Annotated in this window: 16 protein-coding genes; 4 read left to right on the forward strand and 12 right to left on the reverse strand. The window is 67.0% G+C overall.

All coding sequences use genetic code 11. The features are described from left to right. Positions 1-220 precede the first annotated feature (220 nt). Positions 221-1,702, reverse strand: coding sequence for a proline--tRNA ligase (proS, locus tag C493_RS13430; RefSeq protein ID WP_007259996.1), 1,482 nt, complete (start codon positions 1,700-1,702; stop codon positions 221-223). Positions 1,703-1,888: 186 nt separating this feature from the next. Between proS and C493_RS13435 the strand changes: the two genes are divergently transcribed. Continuing rightward, positions 1,889-2,860: a quinone oxidoreductase family protein gene (locus tag C493_RS13435; RefSeq protein ID WP_007259997.1), complete on the forward strand. Its 972-nt coding sequence runs from the start codon at positions 1,889-1,891 to the stop codon at positions 2,858-2,860. Between the two features lie 65 nt (positions 2,861-2,925). Here C493_RS13435 and C493_RS23090 read toward each other — a convergent pair whose 3' ends face one another. From C493_RS23090 to C493_RS13455, 4 genes are all read right to left on the reverse strand, one after another. Further along, on the reverse strand, positions 2,926-3,510 hold the full coding sequence (locus tag C493_RS23090; protein WP_007259998.1) for a hypothetical protein: 585 nt from the start codon (positions 3,508-3,510) through the stop codon (positions 2,926-2,928). Positions 3,511-3,786: 276 nt separating this feature from the next. Next, positions 3,787-4,596 carry a polymer-forming cytoskeletal protein gene (locus C493_RS13445; protein WP_007259999.1) on the reverse strand — a complete coding sequence of 270 codons (810 nt, stop codon included), beginning with the start codon at positions 4,594-4,596 and terminating at the stop codon, positions 3,787-3,789. Positions 4,597-4,686: 90 nt separating this feature from the next. Continuing rightward, positions 4,687-5,253 (reverse strand): bactofilin family protein, encoded by a 567-nt coding sequence (locus tag C493_RS13450; RefSeq protein ID WP_007260000.1) that lies wholly within the window; start codon positions 5,251-5,253, stop codon positions 4,687-4,689. Between the two features lie 155 nt (positions 5,254-5,408). Continuing rightward, positions 5,409-5,945 (reverse strand): 8-oxo-dGTP diphosphatase, encoded by a 537-nt coding sequence (locus C493_RS13455; protein ID WP_007260001.1) that lies wholly within the window; start codon positions 5,943-5,945, stop codon positions 5,409-5,411. Positions 5,946-6,074: 129 nt separating this feature from the next. On the opposite strand from C493_RS13455, the gene C493_RS13460 reads away from it, so the two are divergent. Both C493_RS13460 and C493_RS13465 read left to right on the forward strand, forming a co-directional pair. Continuing rightward, positions 6,075-6,497: an EamA family transporter gene (locus C493_RS13460; RefSeq protein ID WP_007260002.1), complete on the forward strand. Its 423-nt coding sequence runs from the start codon at positions 6,075-6,077 to the stop codon at positions 6,495-6,497. After that, entirely contained in the window at positions 6,494-6,913 is a 420-nt protein-coding gene (locus tag C493_RS13465) for an EamA family transporter (RefSeq protein ID WP_007260003.1), read from the forward strand. The genes C493_RS13460 and C493_RS13465 overlap by 4 nt, the downstream gene beginning before the upstream one ends. Positions 6,914-6,961: 48 nt before the next feature. Here C493_RS13465 and C493_RS13470 read toward each other — a convergent pair whose 3' ends face one another. The 4 genes from C493_RS13470 to C493_RS13485 all read right to left on the reverse strand — a co-directional run bounded on the left by C493_RS13470 (position 6,962) and on the right by C493_RS13485 (position 16,340). Continuing rightward, positions 6,962-10,798 carry an ATP-dependent DNA helicase gene (locus C493_RS13470; RefSeq protein WP_007260004.1) on the reverse strand — a complete coding sequence of 1,279 codons (3,837 nt, stop codon included), beginning with the start codon at positions 10,796-10,798 and terminating at the stop codon, positions 6,962-6,964. Further along, on the reverse strand, positions 10,791-11,897 hold the full coding sequence (locus C493_RS13475) for a PD-(D/E)XK nuclease family protein (RefSeq protein ID WP_007260005.1): 1,107 nt from the start codon (positions 11,895-11,897) through the stop codon (positions 10,791-10,793). The genes C493_RS13470 and C493_RS13475 overlap by 8 nt, the downstream gene beginning before the upstream one ends. After that, the gene (locus tag C493_RS13480; RefSeq protein WP_007260006.1) at positions 11,890-14,175 is read right to left on the reverse strand and encodes a PD-(D/E)XK nuclease family protein; all 2,286 of its coding nucleotides are present in this window, start codon (positions 14,173-14,175) and stop codon (positions 11,890-11,892) included. The genes C493_RS13475 and C493_RS13480 overlap by 8 nt, the downstream gene beginning before the upstream one ends. A gap of 452 nt (positions 14,176-14,627) precedes the next feature. Then, positions 14,628-16,340 carry a thiamine pyrophosphate-binding protein gene (locus tag C493_RS13485; RefSeq protein WP_007260007.1) on the reverse strand — a complete coding sequence of 571 codons (1,713 nt, stop codon included), beginning with the start codon at positions 16,338-16,340 and terminating at the stop codon, positions 14,628-14,630. 150 nt (positions 16,341-16,490) lie between these two features. On the opposite strand from C493_RS13485, the gene C493_RS13490 reads away from it, so the two are divergent. Continuing rightward, the gene (locus C493_RS13490; protein WP_007260008.1) at positions 16,491-16,895 is read left to right on the forward strand and encodes a CBS domain-containing protein; all 405 of its coding nucleotides are present in this window, start codon (positions 16,491-16,493) and stop codon (positions 16,893-16,895) included. 552 nt (positions 16,896-17,447) lie between these two features. Here C493_RS13490 and C493_RS13495 read toward each other — a convergent pair. The 3 genes from C493_RS13495 to kdgK1 form a co-directional block, all read right to left on the reverse strand. After that, positions 17,448-17,813, reverse strand: coding sequence for a hypothetical protein (locus C493_RS13495; protein ID WP_007260009.1), 366 nt, complete (start codon positions 17,811-17,813; stop codon positions 17,448-17,450). Positions 17,814-17,882: 69 nt separating this feature from the next. After that, positions 17,883-18,380, reverse strand: coding sequence for an Hsp20/alpha crystallin family protein (locus C493_RS13500; protein ID WP_049889362.1), 498 nt, complete (start codon positions 18,378-18,380; stop codon positions 17,883-17,885). 208 nt (positions 18,381-18,588) lie between these two features. Then, positions 18,589-19,542, reverse strand: a complete 954-nt coding sequence (gene kdgK1, locus C493_RS13505) for a bifunctional 2-dehydro-3-deoxygluconokinase/2-dehydro-3-deoxygalactonokinase (protein WP_007260011.1) — start codon at positions 19,540-19,542, stop codon at positions 18,589-18,591. Between the last annotated feature and the right edge of the window lie 124 nt (positions 19,543-19,666).

Consider the following 19,666-nt stretch of genomic DNA (forward strand, 5'->3'; position numbering starts at 1 on the left):
ATCAGCGCCGAACCCGTGGGATCTGATACCGCTCGCGACGAACTCCCAGATACACAGTGGACTCGATACACTCGAGTCGCGGTCGCGCAAATCCAAAACTGTCGGAAAACGACGACGCCCGAAAGAGGGCGTTTGCCTCATACGGTTTACTGTCCGTCAGTACCGGCGCAACCGCCGCCCGGGTCGCAGTTGCGCCGGGACATCGGTACAGCAATCCGTATCAGTAACTCTTCGCGAAGTACGCGATTTCGTCTGCAGGGTCGCCGCAGACGCCACACTCGTCGCGATCGGGTTCGGGGACTTCGCCGGCCGTCCGTCCGCCCTCGTCGTCGAGGGGTTGCATGACGATCTCGGCCGCGATCTTCTCCTTAATCGCTTCCTCGCAGGCCTCGTCGCCACACCACGACGTCTTTACGTAGCCGCCGTGTTTCCCGATCGTCCCGAGGATCTCTTCGGGGCTGTGGGCCTCGCGGACGTTGTTCTCGAGGTTCTCCTCGGCCGCCTGGTAGAGCTTGTCGTAGATCGTCTCTAAGTGCTCGTCGACGGCGTCGACGATCTCGTCGCGGTCCTCGACGGACTCTTCGTTGTCGGGTCGGTGGACGAGCGTCACTTCCTCGTCTTCGACCTCGTAGGGGCCGATCTCGAGACGGAGGGGGACGCCGTTTAACTCGTGTTCGTTGAACTTGAAGCCGGGATTGCGCTCGTCGCGGTCGTCGAGTTCGACGCGGAAGCCGGCCTCTTCGAGGTCGTCGGCGATCTCCTGGGAGTACTCGAGGACGTCTTCTTTCGTGTCCTCCTGCCAGATCGGGACGATGGCGACCTGCGTGGGCGCGACGGTCGGCGGGAGCACGAGCCCCTGATCGTCGGAGTGGGTCATGATGAGCGCCCCGATGGCGCGCCAGGAGAGCCCCCACGAGGTGGTGTAGGCCGTCTTCTCGTCTTCGTCCTCGTCGGCGTAGGTGATGTCGAACGCCTCGGCGAAGCTCTGACCGAGGTTGTGGCTCGTCGCCCCCTGGACGGACTTGCCGTCGGGCATCAGCGCCTCGACGGTCGTCGTCGTGTCCGCGCCGGGGAACTTGTCGTGTTCGGGCTTCTTCCCGCGGAGCACCGGAATCGCCAGCACGTCCTCGTAGACGCGCTCGTACTGGTCGAGGCGGGTCCAGACCTCCTCCCAGGCGCTCTCGTTGGTCGCGTGGGCGGTGTGGCCCTCCTGCCACATGAACTCCTTCGTTCGGAAGAAGGGCTTCGTCTCGGTGGCCTCCCAGCGGACGACCGAACACCACTGGTTCAATCGGAGGGGGAGGTCGCGGTGGCTGCGCGTCCAGTCGGCCATAAAGGGCGCGATGATCGACTCGCTGGTCGGTCGAACCGCGAGGCGCTCCTCGAGTTCGTCGTGACCGCCCTGGGTGACCCAGGCGACCTCGGGATCGAACCCTTCGACGATGTCCTTCTCCCGTTCTAAGAAGCTCTCGGGGATGAACATCGGGAAGTAGACGTTGTCGACGCCGGTCTCTTTGAACCAGCCGTCCAGCGCGTCCTGGATGGCCTCCCAGAGGGCGTAGCCGCGGGGCTTCGTGACGATGAAGCCGCCCATCGGGGCGTAGTCAGCGAGGTTCGCCTTCTGGACGACCTCGGCGTACCACTCGCCGGGCTTGTGCGATTTCGACTCGGTGATCCCGAGTTCCTGGCTCTCGTCGCTCATTGTGTCGATATGCAGTCAGCGCGGTCTTAAACCATGCGAAGGGCGGACGGCACGGGAGCGATTCCGTACCGCCAGTCGGCGCCGTCCGACGTCGCTGTCGCCGTCGATTCGACCGGACAGCACAACAGGACGCTGGTTCACTCCGGTTCTCGGAGCTTTATGCGGCCGTGTCCCACACTAGTGGGTATGAAAGCGATCCAGGTAGCCGAGTACGGCGACAGCGATCAACTCGAGGAAATCGACGCCGACCTGCCCGAACCGGGCGCCGGCGAGGTCCGCATCGAGGTCGAGGCGGCGGGGATCAACTTCGCCGACATCATGCAACGGCGCGGCGTCTACCCGGGCGGACCCGACGCACCTTACGTCCCCGGGATGGAAGCTGCGGGCACCGTCGACGCCACTGGCGAGGGCGTCGACCTCGATGAAGGCGACCGCGTTGTCGCGATGCTCAACACCGGCGGCTACGCCGAGTACGCCACCGCGAACGCCCAGATGCTCTTTCCCATCCCCGACGGGATGAGCTTCGAGGAGGCCGCCGGCTTCCCCGTCCAGTTTCTCACCGCCCACTCCTGTCTGTTCGAGTGGGGCGGCCTCGAGGCGGACGAATCGGTGCTGATCCAGGCCGCCGCGGGTGGCGTCGGGACGGCCGCCGTGCAACTCGCCTCGAACCACGGCGCCGAGGTCTTCGGCACCGCGAGCACGCAGGAGAAACTCGACCTCGCGGCCGACCTCGGCTGCGATCACCCGATCAACTACACCGAGACGGACTTTCGCGAGGTCGTCGACGAGGAAACCGACGGACAGGGTGTGGAACTCGTCTTGGAGAGCGTCGGCGACGACGTCTTCGAGCGCAGCCTCGACGCGATGGCCCACTTCGGTCGCATGGTCACCTACGGCGTCGCCAGCGGCGTCCCCGGCGAGGCCGAGAACCGCCGGCTGCTCTTCGAGAACAAGACCGTCAAAGGATTCCACCTCGGCCAGGCGTCCGTCCACGATCCGAGTCGGATTATGAAAGCCGTCCCTGAACTCACACAAGGGCTGACGAACGGCGATCTCGAGGTCGTTCTCGGCGAGTCGTTCGCGCTCGAGGACGCCGGAGACGCACACCAGTACATCGAAGACCGCAAGAGTTCGGGAAAAGTCGTCCTGAAACCGTAACAGGCAGGTAGTTTCTTCATCCGGCGGATAGTTCGTTTTGTGTCGGCCGGTTGTCGATCCTTTTCTTAGTCGTCGTCATCGGCGTCGTCTTCGTCGTCCTCGTCACCGTCTTCGGCCCCATCATCTTCGTCGTCTTCGTCATCGTCCTCGTCACCGTCTTCGTCCCCATCATCTTCGTCGTCGTCACCGTCTTCGTCGTCGTCGTCATCGTCCTCGTCACCGTCTTCGTCCCCATCATCTTCGTCGTCGTCGTCACCGTCTTCGTCATCTTCGTCGTCATCGTCATCGTCCCCGTCGTCATCGTCCTCGTCATCGTCGTCATCATCTTCGTCGTCCTCGTCATCGTCCTCGTCATCGTCGTCATCATCTTCGTCGTCCTCGTCATCGTCGTCATCATCTTCGTCGTCCTCGTCATCGTCGTCATCATCTTCGTCGTCCTCGTCACCGTCGTCGTCATCGTCCTCGTCGTCATCATCGTCGTCTTCGTCGTCACCGTCGTCGTCTTCCGACCCGTTTCCGAAAATGTCGTCTTCGGTCTCGCCGTCGTCGTCGGGATCGTCGTCGAAACTCCCGTCGAAACATCCTGCGAGGGTACCGAGAACGCCAAGAAGCGCCGTAATGACTGCCCGCCGACGAGTCGTATCGGTCATGCTCTCGGTCCGGGCTACCACGAAGGGATAAAAGAGTATTTGTGCGATACTCAGCAGGGTAACTCCCTCGAGGCGGGACTGTTCACGCACTCATCCCCGGATATTCGTCGATCAACAGGCGCTGGAACCAGTCTTCGGGTCGCGAGCGCAGACGGTCGGTCCGAACTGGCGACGGACGGCGGCGGCCGCTCGTCCAAATCGTGTCACTACTGCCCGTGGTCTACTGGCCGATACAGCAGTTCAGACAGCATCGAGATCGCTCGAGGGCCGTTCCGATCACTCGTCGTCGTCATCGCTGCCGAAATCGAACCAGTCGAATCCGTCGTCATCGTCATCGTCTTCGTCGTCGTCACCGTCATCGTCATCATCCTCGTCGTCCTCGTCGTCGTCCGAATCCGATACCTCCGTTTCGTCGACGTCCCCGTCGATATCGACGTCGTCACCCTCCGAGACGGTGGCGCCGGTAACGTCGCCATCGATTTCGGTACCGTCTCCGAGGTCGACGGTACCGCCAGCCTCGAGATCGCCGTCGATTTCGACGTCGTCGCCCGTCGTCACCGAGCCGTCGACGCTCACATCACCGTCGATTTCGGTATCCGCTCCGAGATCGACGCTGCCGGCGGCCTCGAGGTCGCCGTCGATCTCGACGTCGTCGCCCGCCGTCACTGAGCCGTCGACCGCGACGTCGCCGTCGATTTCGACGTCCGCCTCGAGCGAGACGTGGCTGCCGGCGTCGAGGTCCCCGTCGAGTTCGGCGTCGGGACCGAGCGTGACTCCGTCGGCGGCGTCGATCGAGCCGTCGATCCCGACGCCCTCCTGAACGTCGACCGAGCCGTCCGACTCGACGTCGCCGTCGACGTCCGACGTGACGATAACGTCGTCGCCGTCCGTTTGCATGCCGTCGTCGGAACCGACGTCGACACCGTCGCCGTCGTCGTCGCCGTTCGCGAAGAGGTCGACCTCGCTGTCGTCGTCATCGTCGTCGTCGGGGCTGTCGTCCGACGATCGGTTCAGACAGCCCGCGAGCGCCCCGACGGTTCCGGCGGCCGCTGCGACGAACGTCCGTCGACGAGTCGTATCGGTCATCGTGGGAAACCGGGGCTACCACGACGGGTTAAAAGAGCGTTCGGATGGAGTCAACGTCTGTCTCGATCGGTCGCTCGAGTCTGCGGTCGGTCAGCCGTCGCCTCGTTCCTCGATGGTGCCGTCGACCGACGCCTCGGTAGCCGTCCGAACGACCTCGCCGATCGCGTCCCCGCCGACGGTCGCTCCGACGTCGAGGTCGACGTCGTTGCCCCCGTTGACGTCGCCGGCGACGGTCCCGTCCGTGCCGATCTCGATCGCGCCGCCGGCGATCACGTCGCCGTCGACCGTTGCGTTGCTCCCGAGTTCCACATCGCCGCGAACGTCGAGGTCCCCTTCGATGCGGACGTACCCGTCGGTAGTTAGATCCCCCGCGGCAGTAACGTCGCCGTCGACGACGACGTCGGCTCCGAGATGGACGGCGCCGTCGACGTCGATCTCGCCGGTAATCTCGAGGCCCGGTTCGACCTCGACGGCGCTGATACTCGAGAGACCGTCGGTGGATTCCTCGACGACGACGGCGTCGGTATCGGGGTCCTGATTGACGGCATCGTCGTCCCCGTCGGACGTGTCGGGGAGAATACCGAGACAACCCGCGAGCGCGGCGGTCGCTCCGGACGCCGCCGCAGCGATCACCTCCCGGCGAGTTGGGTCGGACATCGGCTGGTGACGACGTAGGTCGAACCGTCGGAAAACATTTGTGTCTTGAACTGTTTCCTGCCGATCGGTCTCGTGGCCGCTGACCGGACGAGACGCGGACGAGAATCGGACCGAACGAGCGACTCGAGTCGCGCGTTACGGTTGCGATCGGCGCGTTATCGGTCGAACCGACCCGCGACGTCCCACTCGAGGTCGTGATCGACGAACGCGGCCTCGTCGAGCGGTCGGCCGCCCTCGAACCGGAACTCGCCGGCGACGGTTCGGCCCTCGAGGACGCCCGGCAGCCAGAGCCGGTCGTCCTCCCACATCTGGTCGTAGGGGACGTCGTCGACGGGAACCCACTCCGGACGAGCCTCCTCGGTGACCGTCGGCTCGCCGGAGAACGACCGCGTGCGGTAGACGTGACAGAACGTGTGCGGATCGCCGTCGAGCAGAAAGGTGAGTTCGCCCGCCTTCTCGAGGCCCTCTGGATCGACCGCGAGGCCGACCTCCTCGCGCGTCTCGCGGATCGCACACTCTCGGGGCGTTTCGCCGGGCTCGAGCTTGCCGCCGGGACCGTTGTACCAGCCCTCGCCGAGGCCGCGTCGCTTCTCGATGAGGAGCACCTCGTCCGCCTCCGCGTCGTCTCCGTCGCCGGAACCGTCGTCGCGGCTCCGAAGCGGAAAACACAGCGTCGCCTCCGTCTCGACCATATCGACCCCTTCGGCCGGGACGGAATAAAGCACCCGAATCGGTCGACGTCCAGGTCGCTCGAGTCGGTCCTCGAGGTGCCGTCTCCCATTCGATAACCGTTAACCCGGTCCGACGGATGAACCGTGAGTATGGAGTATCTCCTGTGGGTCCTTCTCGCACTCGTCACCTACTCGTTCGTCGCACCGCTGACGAGCATCATCATGCAGGACGTTCCGGCGGCGCCCGGACTCTTCCTCGCGACGGTCGTCTTTCTCGCTATTGCGTCGGTCGTCCTCGTCGTAACCGGCACCGCCGATCCGTCCTACGCCGTGTCGCTCGAGGCCGGCTACGTCTACGTCGCCGGCGCCTTCCTGACGGTCGGCATTCTCGCCTACACGGCCGCACTCGAGACCGGCCCGGTGAGCGTCGTCGTGCCGATCTTCGGCATGTTTATCGTCGGCAGTTCGATACTCGGTATCGTCTTTCTCGACGAGGCGCTGACGACGACGCGAGCAGCGGGGATCGCCTGTGCGGTGCTCGCGATCGTCTGCAGCGCGGGTGGTGACCGATGACGAACCGATACCTGCTGCTCTCGGTGATCGCGTTCATCGCGTACAGCCTGGTCGCGCCGCTGTTGAAGGTCGCGATGGAGTCGATCCCGAGCACGGCCGCGGTCTTCATGTCCAACAGCGTGATGCTCGCCCTGCTGGCCCTTCTGATGTGGTATCAGGGACTCTCGCCGCGACCGTATCTCTCGCACCCGAAGACGCCCCATATCGTCGCCTGGGGGACGCTGCTCGCCGTCGGGCTGCTGGCGTACTACCGCGCGCTGGAGTTGGGTCCCGTCAGCGTCGTCGTCCCGATCTACGGGCTGTTCATCGCGGTCAGCGCCGTCATCGGGATCGCCGCTCTCGAGGAGGAGCTAACGGTGCGAAACGCGTTGGGGATCGGCTTCGCCGTGCTCGCGGTCGTGTTGATGTCGCTGTGATCGGGCCGCGCCGTTCGCCCGCTCGAGATCGGTCGGGCGGCGGGGCCGTCAGTCGTCGCCGTGTTCGGCTCCGGTTCCGGCGGTCTCGAGTCCGCCGTCGTCTCGGTTCGTATACGCCGCGGGCGCACAGCCGAGCGAGCGGTGCGGGCAGTACCGACAGTGGTCGCCCGGCGTCGTCTCCGTGTAGGCGGGATCGTCGACGGCCGCGAGCGTCTCGCGGACGGCGGTCCACGCCGGCAGGTCGTCGAGATCGACGAGTTCGACGTGCGGGCCCGTCTCCGCGCCGACGTAAACGTAGCCCACCCGCGAGACGGGCTCGTCGAACCGATCGGCGCAGGCGCGGGCGTACAGCGACAACTGCGTCGCCTCGGTCGCGTCGATGCGTTCGGCCGTCGCTTTGTAGTCGAGCACCGCGAGGTCGCCCGCCGGCGTCCGTCGGATCGAGTCGACGTAGCCCACGACCTCGCCGGAGACGCCGTCGACGTCCGCGAGCGCGAACGGGAGTTCCGCGGCCAGGGGATCCCAGTCGACCACCGGTGCGTCGAACGCCGGCGCCGTCGCCTCGAAGAAGCGATCGATACAGGCGAGGACGTCTTCGCGGTGCTCGAGCAGGTCCCGTGCCGTGAGCTGGCGAACGGCGGCCTCGCGCCACGCCGTCTTCGTCTGATAGCCGCGGTAGAAGGCCTCCTCGGCGACGTCATGGAAGACGGTGCCGACGATTCTGGCGGCGGGTTTCGGGGCGGACACGACGTCGGACTCGGGGTCGTCGTCGGCGTCGATGTCGGACTCGAACTCGAGCGATCCCGCGATCCCCGACCCCGTCGACGCGGTCGCGACGGGGTCGTCGAACGCCCGCACGACGTGCTCGAGGTAGTGCTTTCGCGGACAGGTCTCGTGGGTCTCCATCGCGGTGTAGCTGTGGCGCAGCGCCGCAGGGAGTTCGGTCGCACTCGAGAGCGATTCGACGGGGAAGCGAACGGTGTCGGTCGACAGCGCGGAAAGCTGTCGCCCCGTTGGCACGCGGTTCGCTTTCGCCATTCCGTCGACGGTTTCCTCGAGGTCGCCGTAACTCGCCGCGTCGGCGGCCGGCAACAGCGTCCCGTTCCGGAGTTGGCGCCCCAGTCGGTGGACCGTCTCGATCGCCTCGCGCGTCTCGAGGGGTTCGACGCGGCGGTCGTCGTAGCCGGCGTAGTAGGTGATCGTTCCGGGCGTCCGACTGGCGGCGACGGCGAGTTCGTCCGTGCGATCGGCGACGGTCTCGGGGTAGCGCTCGCGGACCTGCTCGAAGCTCTCGCGCAGGGCGGTCCAGAGCGCCATCCGCTCGCCGGCGATCGACCACTCGATCGGCTCGGCCAGGCACGCGTCGGCCGTCGTGACCCCGAGTTCGTCTTCATCGCCGTCGTAGGCGTACTCCGAGCCGAACACGAACAGGTGGTTGGCCGCCCGCGTGAGCGCGACGTGGAGGACGCGCCACTCCTCGCCGACCGTCTCTGTTGCCAGATCGGCGAGCAGCGGCGACTCGACCTCTTCGTCCAGGGTCGCCGCGAGCAGCCGATACCGCGCGCGTTCGGCGTAGTCGCGTTCGACGCACCACTCCTCGTCGGAGAGGTAGGGAACGAGGACGGTGTCGAACTCGAGGCCCTTCGCCTGGTGGACCGTCATGACGTCGACCGAGTCCGTCGACTGCGTGCCGCGGGTGCGTTCGCTGCCGCCGCCGCGCAGCGCGCCCTCGAGCGCGTCGACGAACGTCGGCGTCAGCGTCTGGATCACCGAGTCACCGGTGTAGGCGTCGACGAACCGTTCGACGCGCTCGACGTCTTCGCGCTCGGCGGCCGTGAGGAACCACTCGAGTCGAGTCACCTCGCGGAACCGACGGACGAACTCCGATAGCGGGGCGACGTCCCGCAGTCGCTCGAGTTCGACGAGGTGGTCGCGAGCGCGGGCGACGCGATCGGGCGACTCGAGGGTGGTGTCCCCATTCGATTCACTCCCGACGTCCAACACCGCGTCGTACAGCGATCCCTCCCGTCGCTGGAGCGCCGCGAGGTCGCTCTCGGAGAGTCGGTAGCGGTACAGCAGGACGCGCCGCAGATGCGCGTCGGCACCGGAATCAACGAGGACGCGGAAGTACGAGAGCAGGGTCCGGATTCCGGGATCGATCTCCCCGCGCGGCGACCCCGAAATCTCGTAGGGGATCTGGCGCTCTCGCAGCTCGTCGGCGACCTGCTGGGCCTGGTAGTTCGTGCGGACGATGACGGCGACGTCCTCGAGCGAGCGCTGCGGGACGTTCTCGGCGGCGCCGTTGAGCAGCCGGGACACCGTCGTCGCGACCTGTTCGGCCGTCGACGGGCCGAGGTCGTCGCTTTCGATCTTGACGACGCGATCGGGCGGCTGCGCCGTCGCGTCGTCGCCTCGAGTCTCTTCGTCTCCGTCTGCCCAGTACTCGCCCGGCGTTCGGTCGACCTCTCGGAGCGTCTTCGAGGACTGCGGGCCGTAGTCACAGCGGTTCGTGAGTTCGAGGATTTCCTGGCGCGATCGGAAGTTGAGTTCGAGTTCGATCCCCCGGTGGTCGTCGTACGTCTCGGCGAGCCGATCGAGTCCCTCGCGGTCGGTACCGCGCCAGCCGTAGATCGCCTGGTCCTTGTCGCCGATGGCGAGCAAGTCGGGACGGTCGGGGCCGTCGGTGAGTTCGGTGATCAGCGCGAACTGGGTCTCGTCGGTGTCCTGGAACTCGTCGCAGTAGACCTGCCTCCACTGACCGGTGATCTCGTCTGCGATCGCGTCGTCGTCGAGCAGATCGGTGGCCGTCCGGACGAGTTCGTCGAAGTCGAGCGTTCGCTCGCGCTCGAGGTAGTCGTGGTAGTCGGCGTAGACGTCGGTGTAGTGGCGCGCCAGCCGGAGGAACTCGACGTAGTGTTTCAGCCGGCCGAAGGGGCTCTGCTCTATGCGGTCGGCGTTCCGGCGCCAGATTTCGTTGCCAAAGAGCGCCCGCGGGAGCTGTTTCGTCGTCGGATCGTCGAGGGACAGCGCCTCGATCGTGTTCGTCACGCACTGCTGGAGCACCCGGAGATAGCGGTCGACGTCGCGGACGACGGCGTCCTCGCGGAACGGCTCGGGCGCTTCGGCGATCTTCTCGCGGCAGTACTCGAGGAGCTTGCCGTAGCTGATAAGCGACGACTGGGCCGCCTCGAGGTGGTCGTCGGCGTTGAAGAATCGCAGCGCCTCGTTGTCGAACGACAGCTCCTCGCGGGCGGTGCGCTCGAGCCAGAGGACGAACTCGTTGCAGAGCTCGAGCGTCCTGACGGCCGGCAGCTGGTCCTGGAGGTCGTCGGGCGTGATATCTTCCTGGCTCATCGCCTGGATGAAGTCGTCGACGGCGGCGGTGACGTCGTCCGGCGAGTCGTTGCCCGCGGTCGCGAAGCCGTAGTCGTTAGCCGCGAGCAACTGGCCGACGATCCGGCGGCGCGTGCGCTCGGTGACGACGTCGAACTCCGGCGAGTAGCCCAGGTAGTAAGCGTACTCCCGGACCAGCCGGTAACAGAAGGAGTGGTAGGTGTAGATGTCGATCGCCGCGGCGGCCTCGGGATCGAGGCGTTCGGCGACGGCCTCACGGATGCTGCCCGCGGCCTCGTTGGCGAACGTCAGGACGAGCACGTCGTCGGGGTCGACCTCGCCGCGCTCGATGGCGCGTTCGATCCGCATAAGCATCGTCGTCGTCTTCCCCGTACCCGCGCCGGCGTCGACGGAGGTACAGGCCGCCGCGCTGTCGATAACGGCCGGCTGATTCCCGCGGGGCTCGAGCGACTCGGCGCTCGAGTCGGCGTCTTCGGTAGGTACCGTATCGCGAGCGTCGGCGTCCGCTGGCGCCGATCGATCCTCACCCATCGAAGCGCACCTCCGCGGCGACGTAGTCGCCACAGCAGACCGCGTACTCGCAGTCGGGACAGACCTCGCTCGAGATCTCGTCCCATCGATCGGTCGGGTCGACGTCGCCGGCGGCCAGACTCGCGACTCGGCGCTCGAGTCGATCGTCGACGGTTCGGTTGCGGTGTTCGTGGGTCATGCCGTAGGTGTGGTGGTCGATGTAGGGTTTGGTCAGATCGATCGGTTCGAGGCTGGTTTCGACGGTCTCGCGAACCCAGTTGACCGACGTCTGCGAGCGCTCGGCCAGCGGGATCTGGACGTAGCGACAGGTCCGGTCCTCGAGACCCAGCCGCTCGCAGCGATCGCGAAGTCCGTCGAGAACGACGCTCGTCTCGAAGAGCGCGCCGACGAACGACGGCTCGAAGGCGTCGGCGTCGGGATCGAAGTGGTCGGTAAACGCCTCGGCGACGGCGCCCTCCCAGTCGGTTCGGTACCGAAGGAGTCCGAGCGACCGCAGCGTCGGGACGAACCGAACCCCGACGATCGACGAGCCGTCGGCGTAGCAGTAATCGACGGCGGCGTCAATCGAGACCGCGTCGGACGTACCGTGCGTCTCGTCGGGAATCGAAATACGACTCGAGAGGGGCAACTCGGGGCCGATCAGCGCGCCGTCGGCGTCGAGCTCGTCGTTCAATCGCGCGATCCCCGCCGCGTGCTCGACGCCGACGGCGTCGACGTAGGCCTCGAGCGTCGCCTCGAGGACGCGCCGCTCGTGACGGCGCTGGGTCAGCGAGTGAAACCGCTCGTCGTAGTCCGCCCAGAGCGCCTCGAGACGATCCGTCGCGGCCTCGAGCAGCGCGCGCTCGCCCGGCTCGGGGCCGACGCCGCGGAGGGCGTCGCAGATCGCGGTTCGAAGCAAGGCGACGCGGTCCTCGAGCGGTCGGTCGTCGACGTCGGTCCCCTCGAGTCCCTGCACGTGCGCGAACTCGTACCGGCGGGGACAGCGCAGGAAGGTCTCGACGGCGTCGACGGGGAGCCGTTCGGGAGCCGTCGGCCGGTCGTTCGCTTCGGTCGGTTCCGGGCCCACCGTCCTCGCCTCGAGTTCGTCGCCGTCAGTCATCGCGGACCACCTCCCCCGCCGCGAACTCGAACTGCGAGCGGACCGCTTCGGCGAGTTCGGGGTCGATATCCCCCTCCTCGAGGACGAGCGCGATCTCCTCGAACAGCGCCTCGGTGGCGCCGAGATCGGCCTCGCCGCCGGTGCTCGCCTCCCGGAGGATCCGCTCGAGTTCGCCCCGGGGCTGGTCGAGCAGGGCCTCGAGGGCGTTGGCTTCGCCGTGGATCGCGGCGGCGGTGTCGGCGTCGACGTCCCGGAGCTCGAGGCCGGGCGTCGCGTCGATCCCCTGGAGGTAGCGCGACTCGTCGTAGGTGCGCTGGAGGCTGCCCGAGCCGCGTTCGTACGAACAGCAGTAGAGGCGACTGCGCGCGGCGCGGGCCGCGAGCGCGAGGCGGCGCCGCGAGCGCTGGGCGTGGTAGGTTTCGAACGGATCGCCGACGGCGGTGCCGGCGGTGGCGAACGTCTTTGCGATGGTGTCTGGGTCGGGATCGGTGACCGCCGGATAGCAGTCCATCTCGCGGAGCCACGCGGTCGGAAACAGCTGCGTGAGAAACTGTTCGCCGGGGTAGTTGTCGTCGGTCAGATCGAGCAGGAAGATCGCTTCCCGAGAATCGTACTTGCAGTCGTCGACGGCACAGACCGTGACGCCGCCGGTCGGCGGCTGCGTCTCGACGGCGTGGACGTAGGGCGCGTCGTACTGGATCGTCCGCCGGAGCATCCGTCGCAGCCCCTGCCAGTCGGGGCCGACGAGGTCCGTCTCCTCGACGAACCGGGCGATCTCGAGGACGCGACGGACGCTCTCGTACTGCTCGCGGGCGTCGACCCACGATTCGTCGCGGGCGATCCGGCCCTTGAGGTCCGTCCGGCGGATCCTGCGCTCGAGCGACCGGACGACGCTCGAGCCCGCACAGGCCTCGAGCAGCGCCGGCGAGAAGTCCTCGACGCGCGCGCGAAGCCGATCGAGGGCGATCTCCGCGGGCTCGAGTTCGTCCTCGGAGTGGCGCGCTCGAGTACGGCCGCGCTCGCGGGTTCGGGCGTCCGCATCCGCCGCGACCGCGTCGATGCGGTCGCCGTCGCGCTCGCGAGCGCACTGTAGCGTGACGAACGCGTAGCACTCGTTGACGACGGGGTCCTCGGCGAGCGACGGAGTGCCGATCGTCGCCGTCGGAAGGCCGGCCTCGCGGAGCCGCTTTCGCGTCTCGGGAACGCGCTCGATCCGCGGGACCGCGACCGCGAACTCGTCGTAGCTCCAGCCGTACCGGTCCCGAAGCGCCTGAATTTCGGTGGCGACCGCCCGGAGCTGTTGGCGGGCGGTGCGAGTTCGGATACGGTAGGCGTGGCCGGCCGGTGGCGATTCAGTCGCCGGCGATCGGGATCGGTCCGCGCTCGCGTCCGGCGGTTCGCCGGTCGCCAGATATCGCGCGATGGGGGCGTGAGGCGGCTGTTGTGGTGTCCGCGATCGCTCGAGGCTCGTCACCTCGAGACCGTCGCCGACGCGGGCGTCGATACGCGCCGGCTCGACGCAGGTGCGCTCGACGCTGGCGTGGCGCTCGCCGACGCAGACGAGGTCGGCGTCCGCGGACAGCGCCGCCAGATAGCGCCGGTCGAGTCGGCGGTACTCCTCGAACTCGACGGCGAGGACGGCGTCGATCGAGTCGCCGACGCGGTCCCGGAGGCCGTCGGCGTTCGACTCGAGCAGGTCGACGGCCCGGGGGATCACGTCGGCCCGCTCGACGTAGCCCCGTGAGTCGATCTCGCGGTGGAATCGGTCGTTCATCGCGTAGAGAAAGGCCAGACAGTCGTGGGGGTCGTCGTCCGCGACGTCTTCGAGTCGCAGTTGCTGGCGGGTCGCCTCGAGCAGCAACTGCCCGACGTCGCGGGCGAAGCTCTCGTGTTCGGCGGCGCGCTCGAGGTAGGCCGGCACCTCGCGGCTGGCGCCGTCGATCACCAGCGAGATGAGCTCGATACGTTCCTCGTACTCGAGGCGGTCGAGTGTCGGATCGTACTCCTCGAGGGTCTTGGAGGCGTGTTCCGGCAGCGACTCGACGCGGGGCGAGCGCGGCGAGCCGTCGGTCGCGTCGACCCCCGCGAGGGCCTCGGCGAGGGGCTCGAGGCCGGCCGGATGCCGTTTCAGGACCAGCACGTTTCGCGGGCCGTACGCGTCGGCAAGCGCGGCATACTCCGCGGCGAGTCGTCGGAAGAGCGCGTCGCTCGGGACGGGTTCGGGGAGGAGCTTACAGGTTCCCTCGAGGGTGAGCGGTGTCGGGGACGGGGACGCCATCGGTGATACGTCACCGAGTATAGCCGCTTCCGTACTTAAATGTGCGCCGTGGCGTGGATGTGGTCGTCGGTCCGGTAGTTCTCGATGGGAGATGGAGAGGGAAAGAGGGGAAAGAGGGGAAAGAGTGGGGTGGAGCGGAACCCCTCGTTACAAGGATAGTCTGGCAGCCTGACCGCGATCAACGTCCGTTCGGGTTCCGTCCTGTTGGCGTTGCATACTAGTTGGTTCACAGCACTCCGACACGTCGCACACACTGGCAACGAGGATATCCACAGCCTCCCCAGCCGACTCGCTCACGGCCGTTCGCTCGTCCCTCGCGCGATATCGTCGATCGGTCCTCGCCCCGCTCGGACACGATCACCAGCGCGCGCCACCGCAGGTGGTTCACCGAGGATGGACACTCGTCGTTCAATTGTCGAATTGTCGAGCGGACTACGCGCCCGCACACCGACTCACTCGGCCATCCAGTCGCTCGCCTGCGGCTCGTTCGGATCGGTCGGAATCGCAACGAGGATGGGTTCGTCGGCCTCGACGGCGGACTCGAGCGTCGACCGTATCGCCGCCGGCGTCTCGGCGCGCTCGGTTCGCATTCCGAAACTCGCCGCGAGGCCCTCGAAGTCGATGGGGGCGTCGGGCCAGCCGTAGACGTCGGCCGCGAGGCCGTAGTTTCGCTCGGCCTCGTCGCTGATGATCGCGTAGTCGTCGTTGACGAAGACGACGACGGTCAGCGGCAGGTCTTCGGCGACGGCTGTGTGCAGCTCGTGAACGCACATCATGAGTCCGCCGTCGCCGGTCAGGACGACCACGTCGCCGGAGGGGTTCGCACACTGGGCGCCGATCCCCGACGGGAGCCCGGTTCCCATCGACGCCCACGAGCCCGGATTGACGTAGGACCGCGGCCCCGCCGCATCGAAGACGTTCAGCCCCCAGACGCGGAAACCGCCCGCGTCGGCGGTGACGATCGCGTCCGCCGGGACTCCCTCGCGGACGGCCTCGAGCGCGCCGACCGACGTGAGCGGCGGCGATTCGTCCCGAAGTGCCTCGAGTCGGTCGCTCGTGGCCCGCCGAACGGCCGCTGCGCGCTCGCGGGCGGTGTCGGTTTCGACTCCGGAGTCGGCCTCCGGGCCAGCTACGGTCTCGAGTCCCCGCTCCTCGAGTGCCGCCTCGAGGGCCGCGAGCGCGTCCGTCGCGTCGGCGACGATCCCGACCGCCGGCTCGTACCCCGTCGCGATATCGTCGGCCTCGAGCGTGACGTGGACGAGTTCGTCGGGAAGATCGACGGTCCAGCCGCGGGTCGCGACGGCGTCGAGGTCAGTCCCCACGGCGAGTGCGCCGTCGGCCGTCGCGAGCGCCTCGAGCAGTTCCGGCGCGGCGCTCCCCGAGAGCGTGCCGGCAACGAGACCGGCCGCGCTACCCGCTCCGTCCGGGAGGACGCCCTTTCCGTTGTACGTCGTCACCACGGGCGCGCCGAGCTGGCAGGCGACGCGCCGAAGTTCGTCGCTTGCAGCCGCTGCCCGAACGCCACCGCCAGCGACGATCACGGGTTCGTCGGCGTCGGCCAGCAACTCCGCGGCTCGCTCGAGGGCGCCCGCGGGAACGCGGGATCGGTTCCTTTCGCCGCCTCCTCCGGCGCACCCCCGTTCTGACCCGCCGCCGGCGACGAGCGGGACGTCCATCGAGAGGAACGATTTCGGAATTCCGACGCGGACCGGTCCCTTCGGCGGCGTCTCGGCGACGGAAATCGCCTCCTCGAGGACGGCGGCCGTCTGCGCGGGTCGTTCGACGAGTCGGTTCGATTTGACGACGGTGTCGTACGTTTCGGGGGGCGTCTCGTGGATGGCGTCGCCGCCGCGGCGCTCGGGGTCGGTTTCCACGGCGAGATGTATCACGGGCGTACAGTCGTTGTACGCGTTTTTCAGTCCGTTCATGGCGTTCATATCGCCCGGTCCGGGGACGACGACCGTCGCGGCCGGGCGACCGCTGGTCTCGGCGTACCCCCACGCCTGATGGCTCACGGCGGTTTCGTGGCGAGCCATCACGAACCGGAACTCCGCGCGGGCCTCGAGGCGCTCGTTTAACGGGAGCGTCTGCGTTCCCGGAATCCCGAACACGGTGTCGATACCCGCAGCCGCCAGTCGGTCGACTACCGCCTCGCTGACGTCCATATCGGGGTCTCGCGGACGACACACTTAGTCGTCACTCCGCGGCGGTTCGATCGGCCGAATCGCCGCGACCCGGCTGGACGCACCGCCCCACTGCGTGCGTCGTGTTCCCCTTTGGCAAATCTTATAACGGCGACGCCGTACTGATCAACCATGCAGGATATTTTCGTCGCGCGGATCATGTCGTCGACGGTCCACTCCGTCGAATCGGAAACGCTCGTCGAGGACGCTGCGGGGTCGATGCTCGACAACGAGATCGGTTCGGTAGTCGTCACCGACGAAAACAACCACCTCGAGGGGATTCTGACGACGACGGACTTCGTTCGGATCGTCGCCGAACGGAAGCCAAAAGACCAGACGCCGGTCGAGCGCTATATGAGCGAAGACGTTATCACCGTCTCTGCACAGGACGGCATCCGCGACGCCGCGGACGTCATGGTCGACCACGGCTTCCATCACCTCCCCGTCGTCGACGAGGACGAGGGCGTCATCGGCATGATCACGACCTCCGACCTCGCGTCGTATCTCTCGCGGGAAGAAGCACCGAGCCCGGAGTAACGGCACCGTCGAGGACGGATCGATCGTCGCTTTCGTTTTCAGTCCGGCGGTGACTCGAGCGTCTCGAGTCGTCCGAACGCGCTGAATAATTCAAATAGTCGATAGAAAAACCACGCTGCATCGGTCGTCAGGCGATTCCCGTAGACGGTCTGCCGAACCGATGTCCCGTCACACTCATCGGACGGGGCAGGTCTCGGTTACGTCGGGCGGATGTACGGTCGCCCGCCTCGGTCGTCGTCACCGCTTTCGGGATGACCGCCGGGGCCGCCGGGGCCGCCGGGACCGCCCTCGTGGCCGTGCAGCAGCGACATATCCTCGCGAAGGTGACACGACCGAGCCGACGACGTTTCCGATCGAGACGAGTTTGAACACCGGCAACGGGAGCTTGTAGGCCGAGTATTCGTAGTGCTGCGGGAACGTCTTGGGACGGTACCAGAGTGCGATGGCGCTGATCACGTCCGAGAGAAACGTGCCGGTGACGACGGCCAGCCAGTCGTACCAGTATCAAATAGCTACGTTTTCTCTGACGAGCCAGTACCTCCCAGTGTAACCTCAGCGATCTCGGTGGCCCCCCGCTTCTCCGTCCGTCGCCCAGCGAACGGTCTCGTCGAGGTGGTCCCGTAACGTCCGCGCCTCGGCGGGCGTCAATTCGACGTCCGCGTGCCCCGTGCCGTGGTCACCTGCCATCGCGTCGATACTCAACACGATTCGGTCACCGCCCCCGTCGTCCGCTTCGGGTCGAATCGACACGTCCGCCCGATCGGGATAGTCACGCGGCGGTCCGATCTCGAGGTCGGTCTCGCCGCGGGTGACGCCGATACGGACGCGTTCGGTCTCCTCGAGGTCGATCGAGTCCGTCGGTGCCTCGGCGAGCGACTCCCGGTCGTCCTCCCGATCGGACGTGCTATCGTTGCTCATACTCGGTCGTACGATCGCCTGCGTCTTGGGTGTACGGCCGGAGTCGGTCAGCGAAGGCGGACGGAGCGATCACTCGAGGTCGATCCGGTGGCCGGGCTCCCTGCGATCGTCGTCGACGACGGGGAGCGTGACCTCGAGGACGCCGTTGTGGTAGCTCGCGGCGATCTCCTCGACCGCGATCTCCGCCGGCACCGGAACGCGGCGGCTGACGCGGCGCGAGCGAACCGCACGGTGCGCGTCGGTCCGCTCGTCGACGTCGGCGTGGGCGCGAATACTCAGCGCGCCGTCGTGGAAGCGAAGGTCGATATCGGCCGTCTCGAAGCCCGGCAGGTCCATGACGTAGACGTAGGCGTCGCCCTCGTCCTCGAGGGTCGCCGCCGGCTCGAGTCCGAATCCGGCGCTCGCGTTCCAGTCGGCGCCCGCCTCGAGGGCAGGTCGCCGGCGCCCGTCAGGGCGCTCCTCGTCGCCGTGGCTCGGGCCGAACTCCTGGAGCCAGGTCGAGCGGAGCTGGTCGAACGTGCGGTCCATCTCGCGGAACATGCGGTCCATCTCGTCGAAGGGTCTCATGGATGATCGGCGTATGTAGGTCACGATTAATAATAATCTTCTCGAGAGCTGTGATAGCACGCCCTGGCGCTACGACGGCGAGAAATCGCGAGGCTCGCTGCCGACACACTGCTGGTGCCCTCGGGGTCCCGGCAGGTCAGCGAAAGTCCGTCGAGAGCATCAGCTTCGGTTTCGGCCGTCGTCGAACGGAACGGCGCGATCGACCGGCCTACCGCGAAATCTGCTGGCCGTCCTCGGCGACGACGGCCTCGAGTTCGTCTCGCGTGACGAGCGCGGCATCGCCGGGGATCGTCCGCTTCAGCGCCGCCATCGCCGCGGCGTACTCGAGGGCCGTCGGGACGTCGTCGCCGTCGAGTCGGCGGGCGAGGAAAGCGCCGGTGAACGCGTCGCCGGTTCCGACCGGCGAGACGGTGTCGGTCTCGTAGGCGCCCTGTTCGTGGACGACGCTGTCGTGCCAGCCGACGGCGCCCTCCGAGCCGCGGGTGACGACGACGGTGGTGAAATCGAACTGCGAGCCGAGTCGATGGGCGAGCTGTCGCGGGTCGCCCTCGATGCCGAGGACGGTCCGCGCGTCGCGAGCCGCGATGACGAGGACGTCGATCCCCGGAAACAGCTGCGTCAGCGTCTCCCGGGCCTCCTCCGGCGACCAGAGCTTCCGCCGGTAGTTGAAGTCGAAGGCGGTCGTCGTTCCCCCCTGTCGAGCCGCCTTGAGCATGTTCGCCGTCGTCTCTCGCAACGTGGTCGAGAGCGCGGGCGTGATGCCCGTCGTAAAGAAGACACGCGCGTTCTGGATTCGCTCGATATCGAATTCCTGGGCTTTGGCCGTCGAGACGGCGCTGTTCTCCCGGTCGTAGACGACGTTCGATCCGCGCGGTTCGCCGGCGTTCTCGAGGTAGTACGTCCCCTGTCGACCGTGGCGACTCCAGACGACGTCGGCCTCGATACCGTAACTTCGGAGCTCGCTCACGACGCGTCGTCCGAGCGGGGACTCCGGCACCTTCGAGAGCCAGGCCGCCGTCGCCCCCAGTCGGCTGGCCGCGATCGCGACGTTACTCTCGGCGCCGCCGACTCGAACCTCGAGTTCGGTCGCGCTCTCGAGTCGCTCGTTGCCCGGCGGCGAGAGTCGGAGCATCGTCTCGCCGAAGGTGACGATATCGCTCACAGCTCGGTCCCCCAGACCGAACCATCGATCCAGTGTACGTCGGCCATACCCGCACTAATGAACGGTGGTGGTATAAGTTATCGTGTTGTGTCGGATCGCTGTTAGTCCAACTCGAACGGCGGGG

Origin of the sequence: Natronolimnohabitans innermongolicus JCM 12255 (assembly GCF_000337215.1) — an archaeon.
Classification (GTDB): domain Archaea; phylum Halobacteriota; class Halobacteria; order Halobacteriales; family Natrialbaceae; genus Natronolimnohabitans; species Natronolimnohabitans innermongolicus.

Excerpts from the sequence above, each read along its gene's own strand:
- C493_RS13490 (WP_007260008.1), top strand. The coding sequence starts at position 16,491 with ATGCAGGATATTTTCGTCGCGCGGATCATGTCGTCGACGGTCCACTCC.
- C493_RS13485 (WP_007260007.1), bottom strand. The coding sequence starts at position 16,340 with ATGGACGTCAGCGAGGCGGTAGTCGACCGACTGGCGGCTGCGGGTATC.
- C493_RS13460 (WP_007260002.1), top strand. The coding sequence starts at position 6,075 with ATGGAGTATCTCCTGTGGGTCCTTCTCGCACTCGTCACCTACTCGTTC.
- C493_RS13450 (WP_007260000.1), bottom strand. The coding sequence starts at position 5,253 with ATGTCCGACCCAACTCGCCGGGAGGTGATCGCTGCGGCGGCGTCCGGA.
- C493_RS13435 (WP_007259997.1), top strand. The coding sequence starts at position 1,889 with ATGAAAGCGATCCAGGTAGCCGAGTACGGCGACAGCGATCAACTCGAG.
- C493_RS13455 (WP_007260001.1), bottom strand. The coding sequence starts at position 5,945 with ATGGTCGAGACGGAGGCGACGCTGTGTTTTCCGCTTCGGAGCCGCGAC.
- C493_RS13445 (WP_007259999.1), bottom strand. The coding sequence starts at position 4,596 with ATGACCGATACGACTCGTCGACGGACGTTCGTCGCAGCGGCCGCCGGA.
- C493_RS13500 (WP_049889362.1), bottom strand. The coding sequence starts at position 18,380 with ATGAGACCCTTCGACGAGATGGACCGCATGTTCCGCGAGATGGACCGC.
- proS (WP_007259996.1), bottom strand. The coding sequence starts at position 1,702 with ATGAGCGACGAGAGCCAGGAACTCGGGATCACCGAGTCGAAATCGCAC.
- C493_RS13470 (WP_007260004.1), bottom strand. The coding sequence starts at position 10,798 with ATGGGTGAGGATCGATCGGCGCCAGCGGACGCCGACGCTCGCGATACG.
- C493_RS23090 (WP_007259998.1), bottom strand. The coding sequence starts at position 3,510 with ATGACCGATACGACTCGTCGGCGGGCAGTCATTACGGCGCTTCTTGGC.
- C493_RS13495 (WP_007260009.1), bottom strand. The coding sequence starts at position 17,813 with ATGAGCAACGATAGCACGTCCGATCGGGAGGACGACCGGGAGTCGCTC.
- C493_RS13465 (WP_007260003.1), top strand. The coding sequence starts at position 6,494 with ATGACGAACCGATACCTGCTGCTCTCGGTGATCGCGTTCATCGCGTAC.
- C493_RS13480 (WP_007260006.1), bottom strand. The coding sequence starts at position 14,175 with ATGGCGTCCCCGTCCCCGACACCGCTCACCCTCGAGGGAACCTGTAAG.
- C493_RS13475 (WP_007260005.1), bottom strand. The coding sequence starts at position 11,897 with ATGACTGACGGCGACGAACTCGAGGCGAGGACGGTGGGCCCGGAACCG.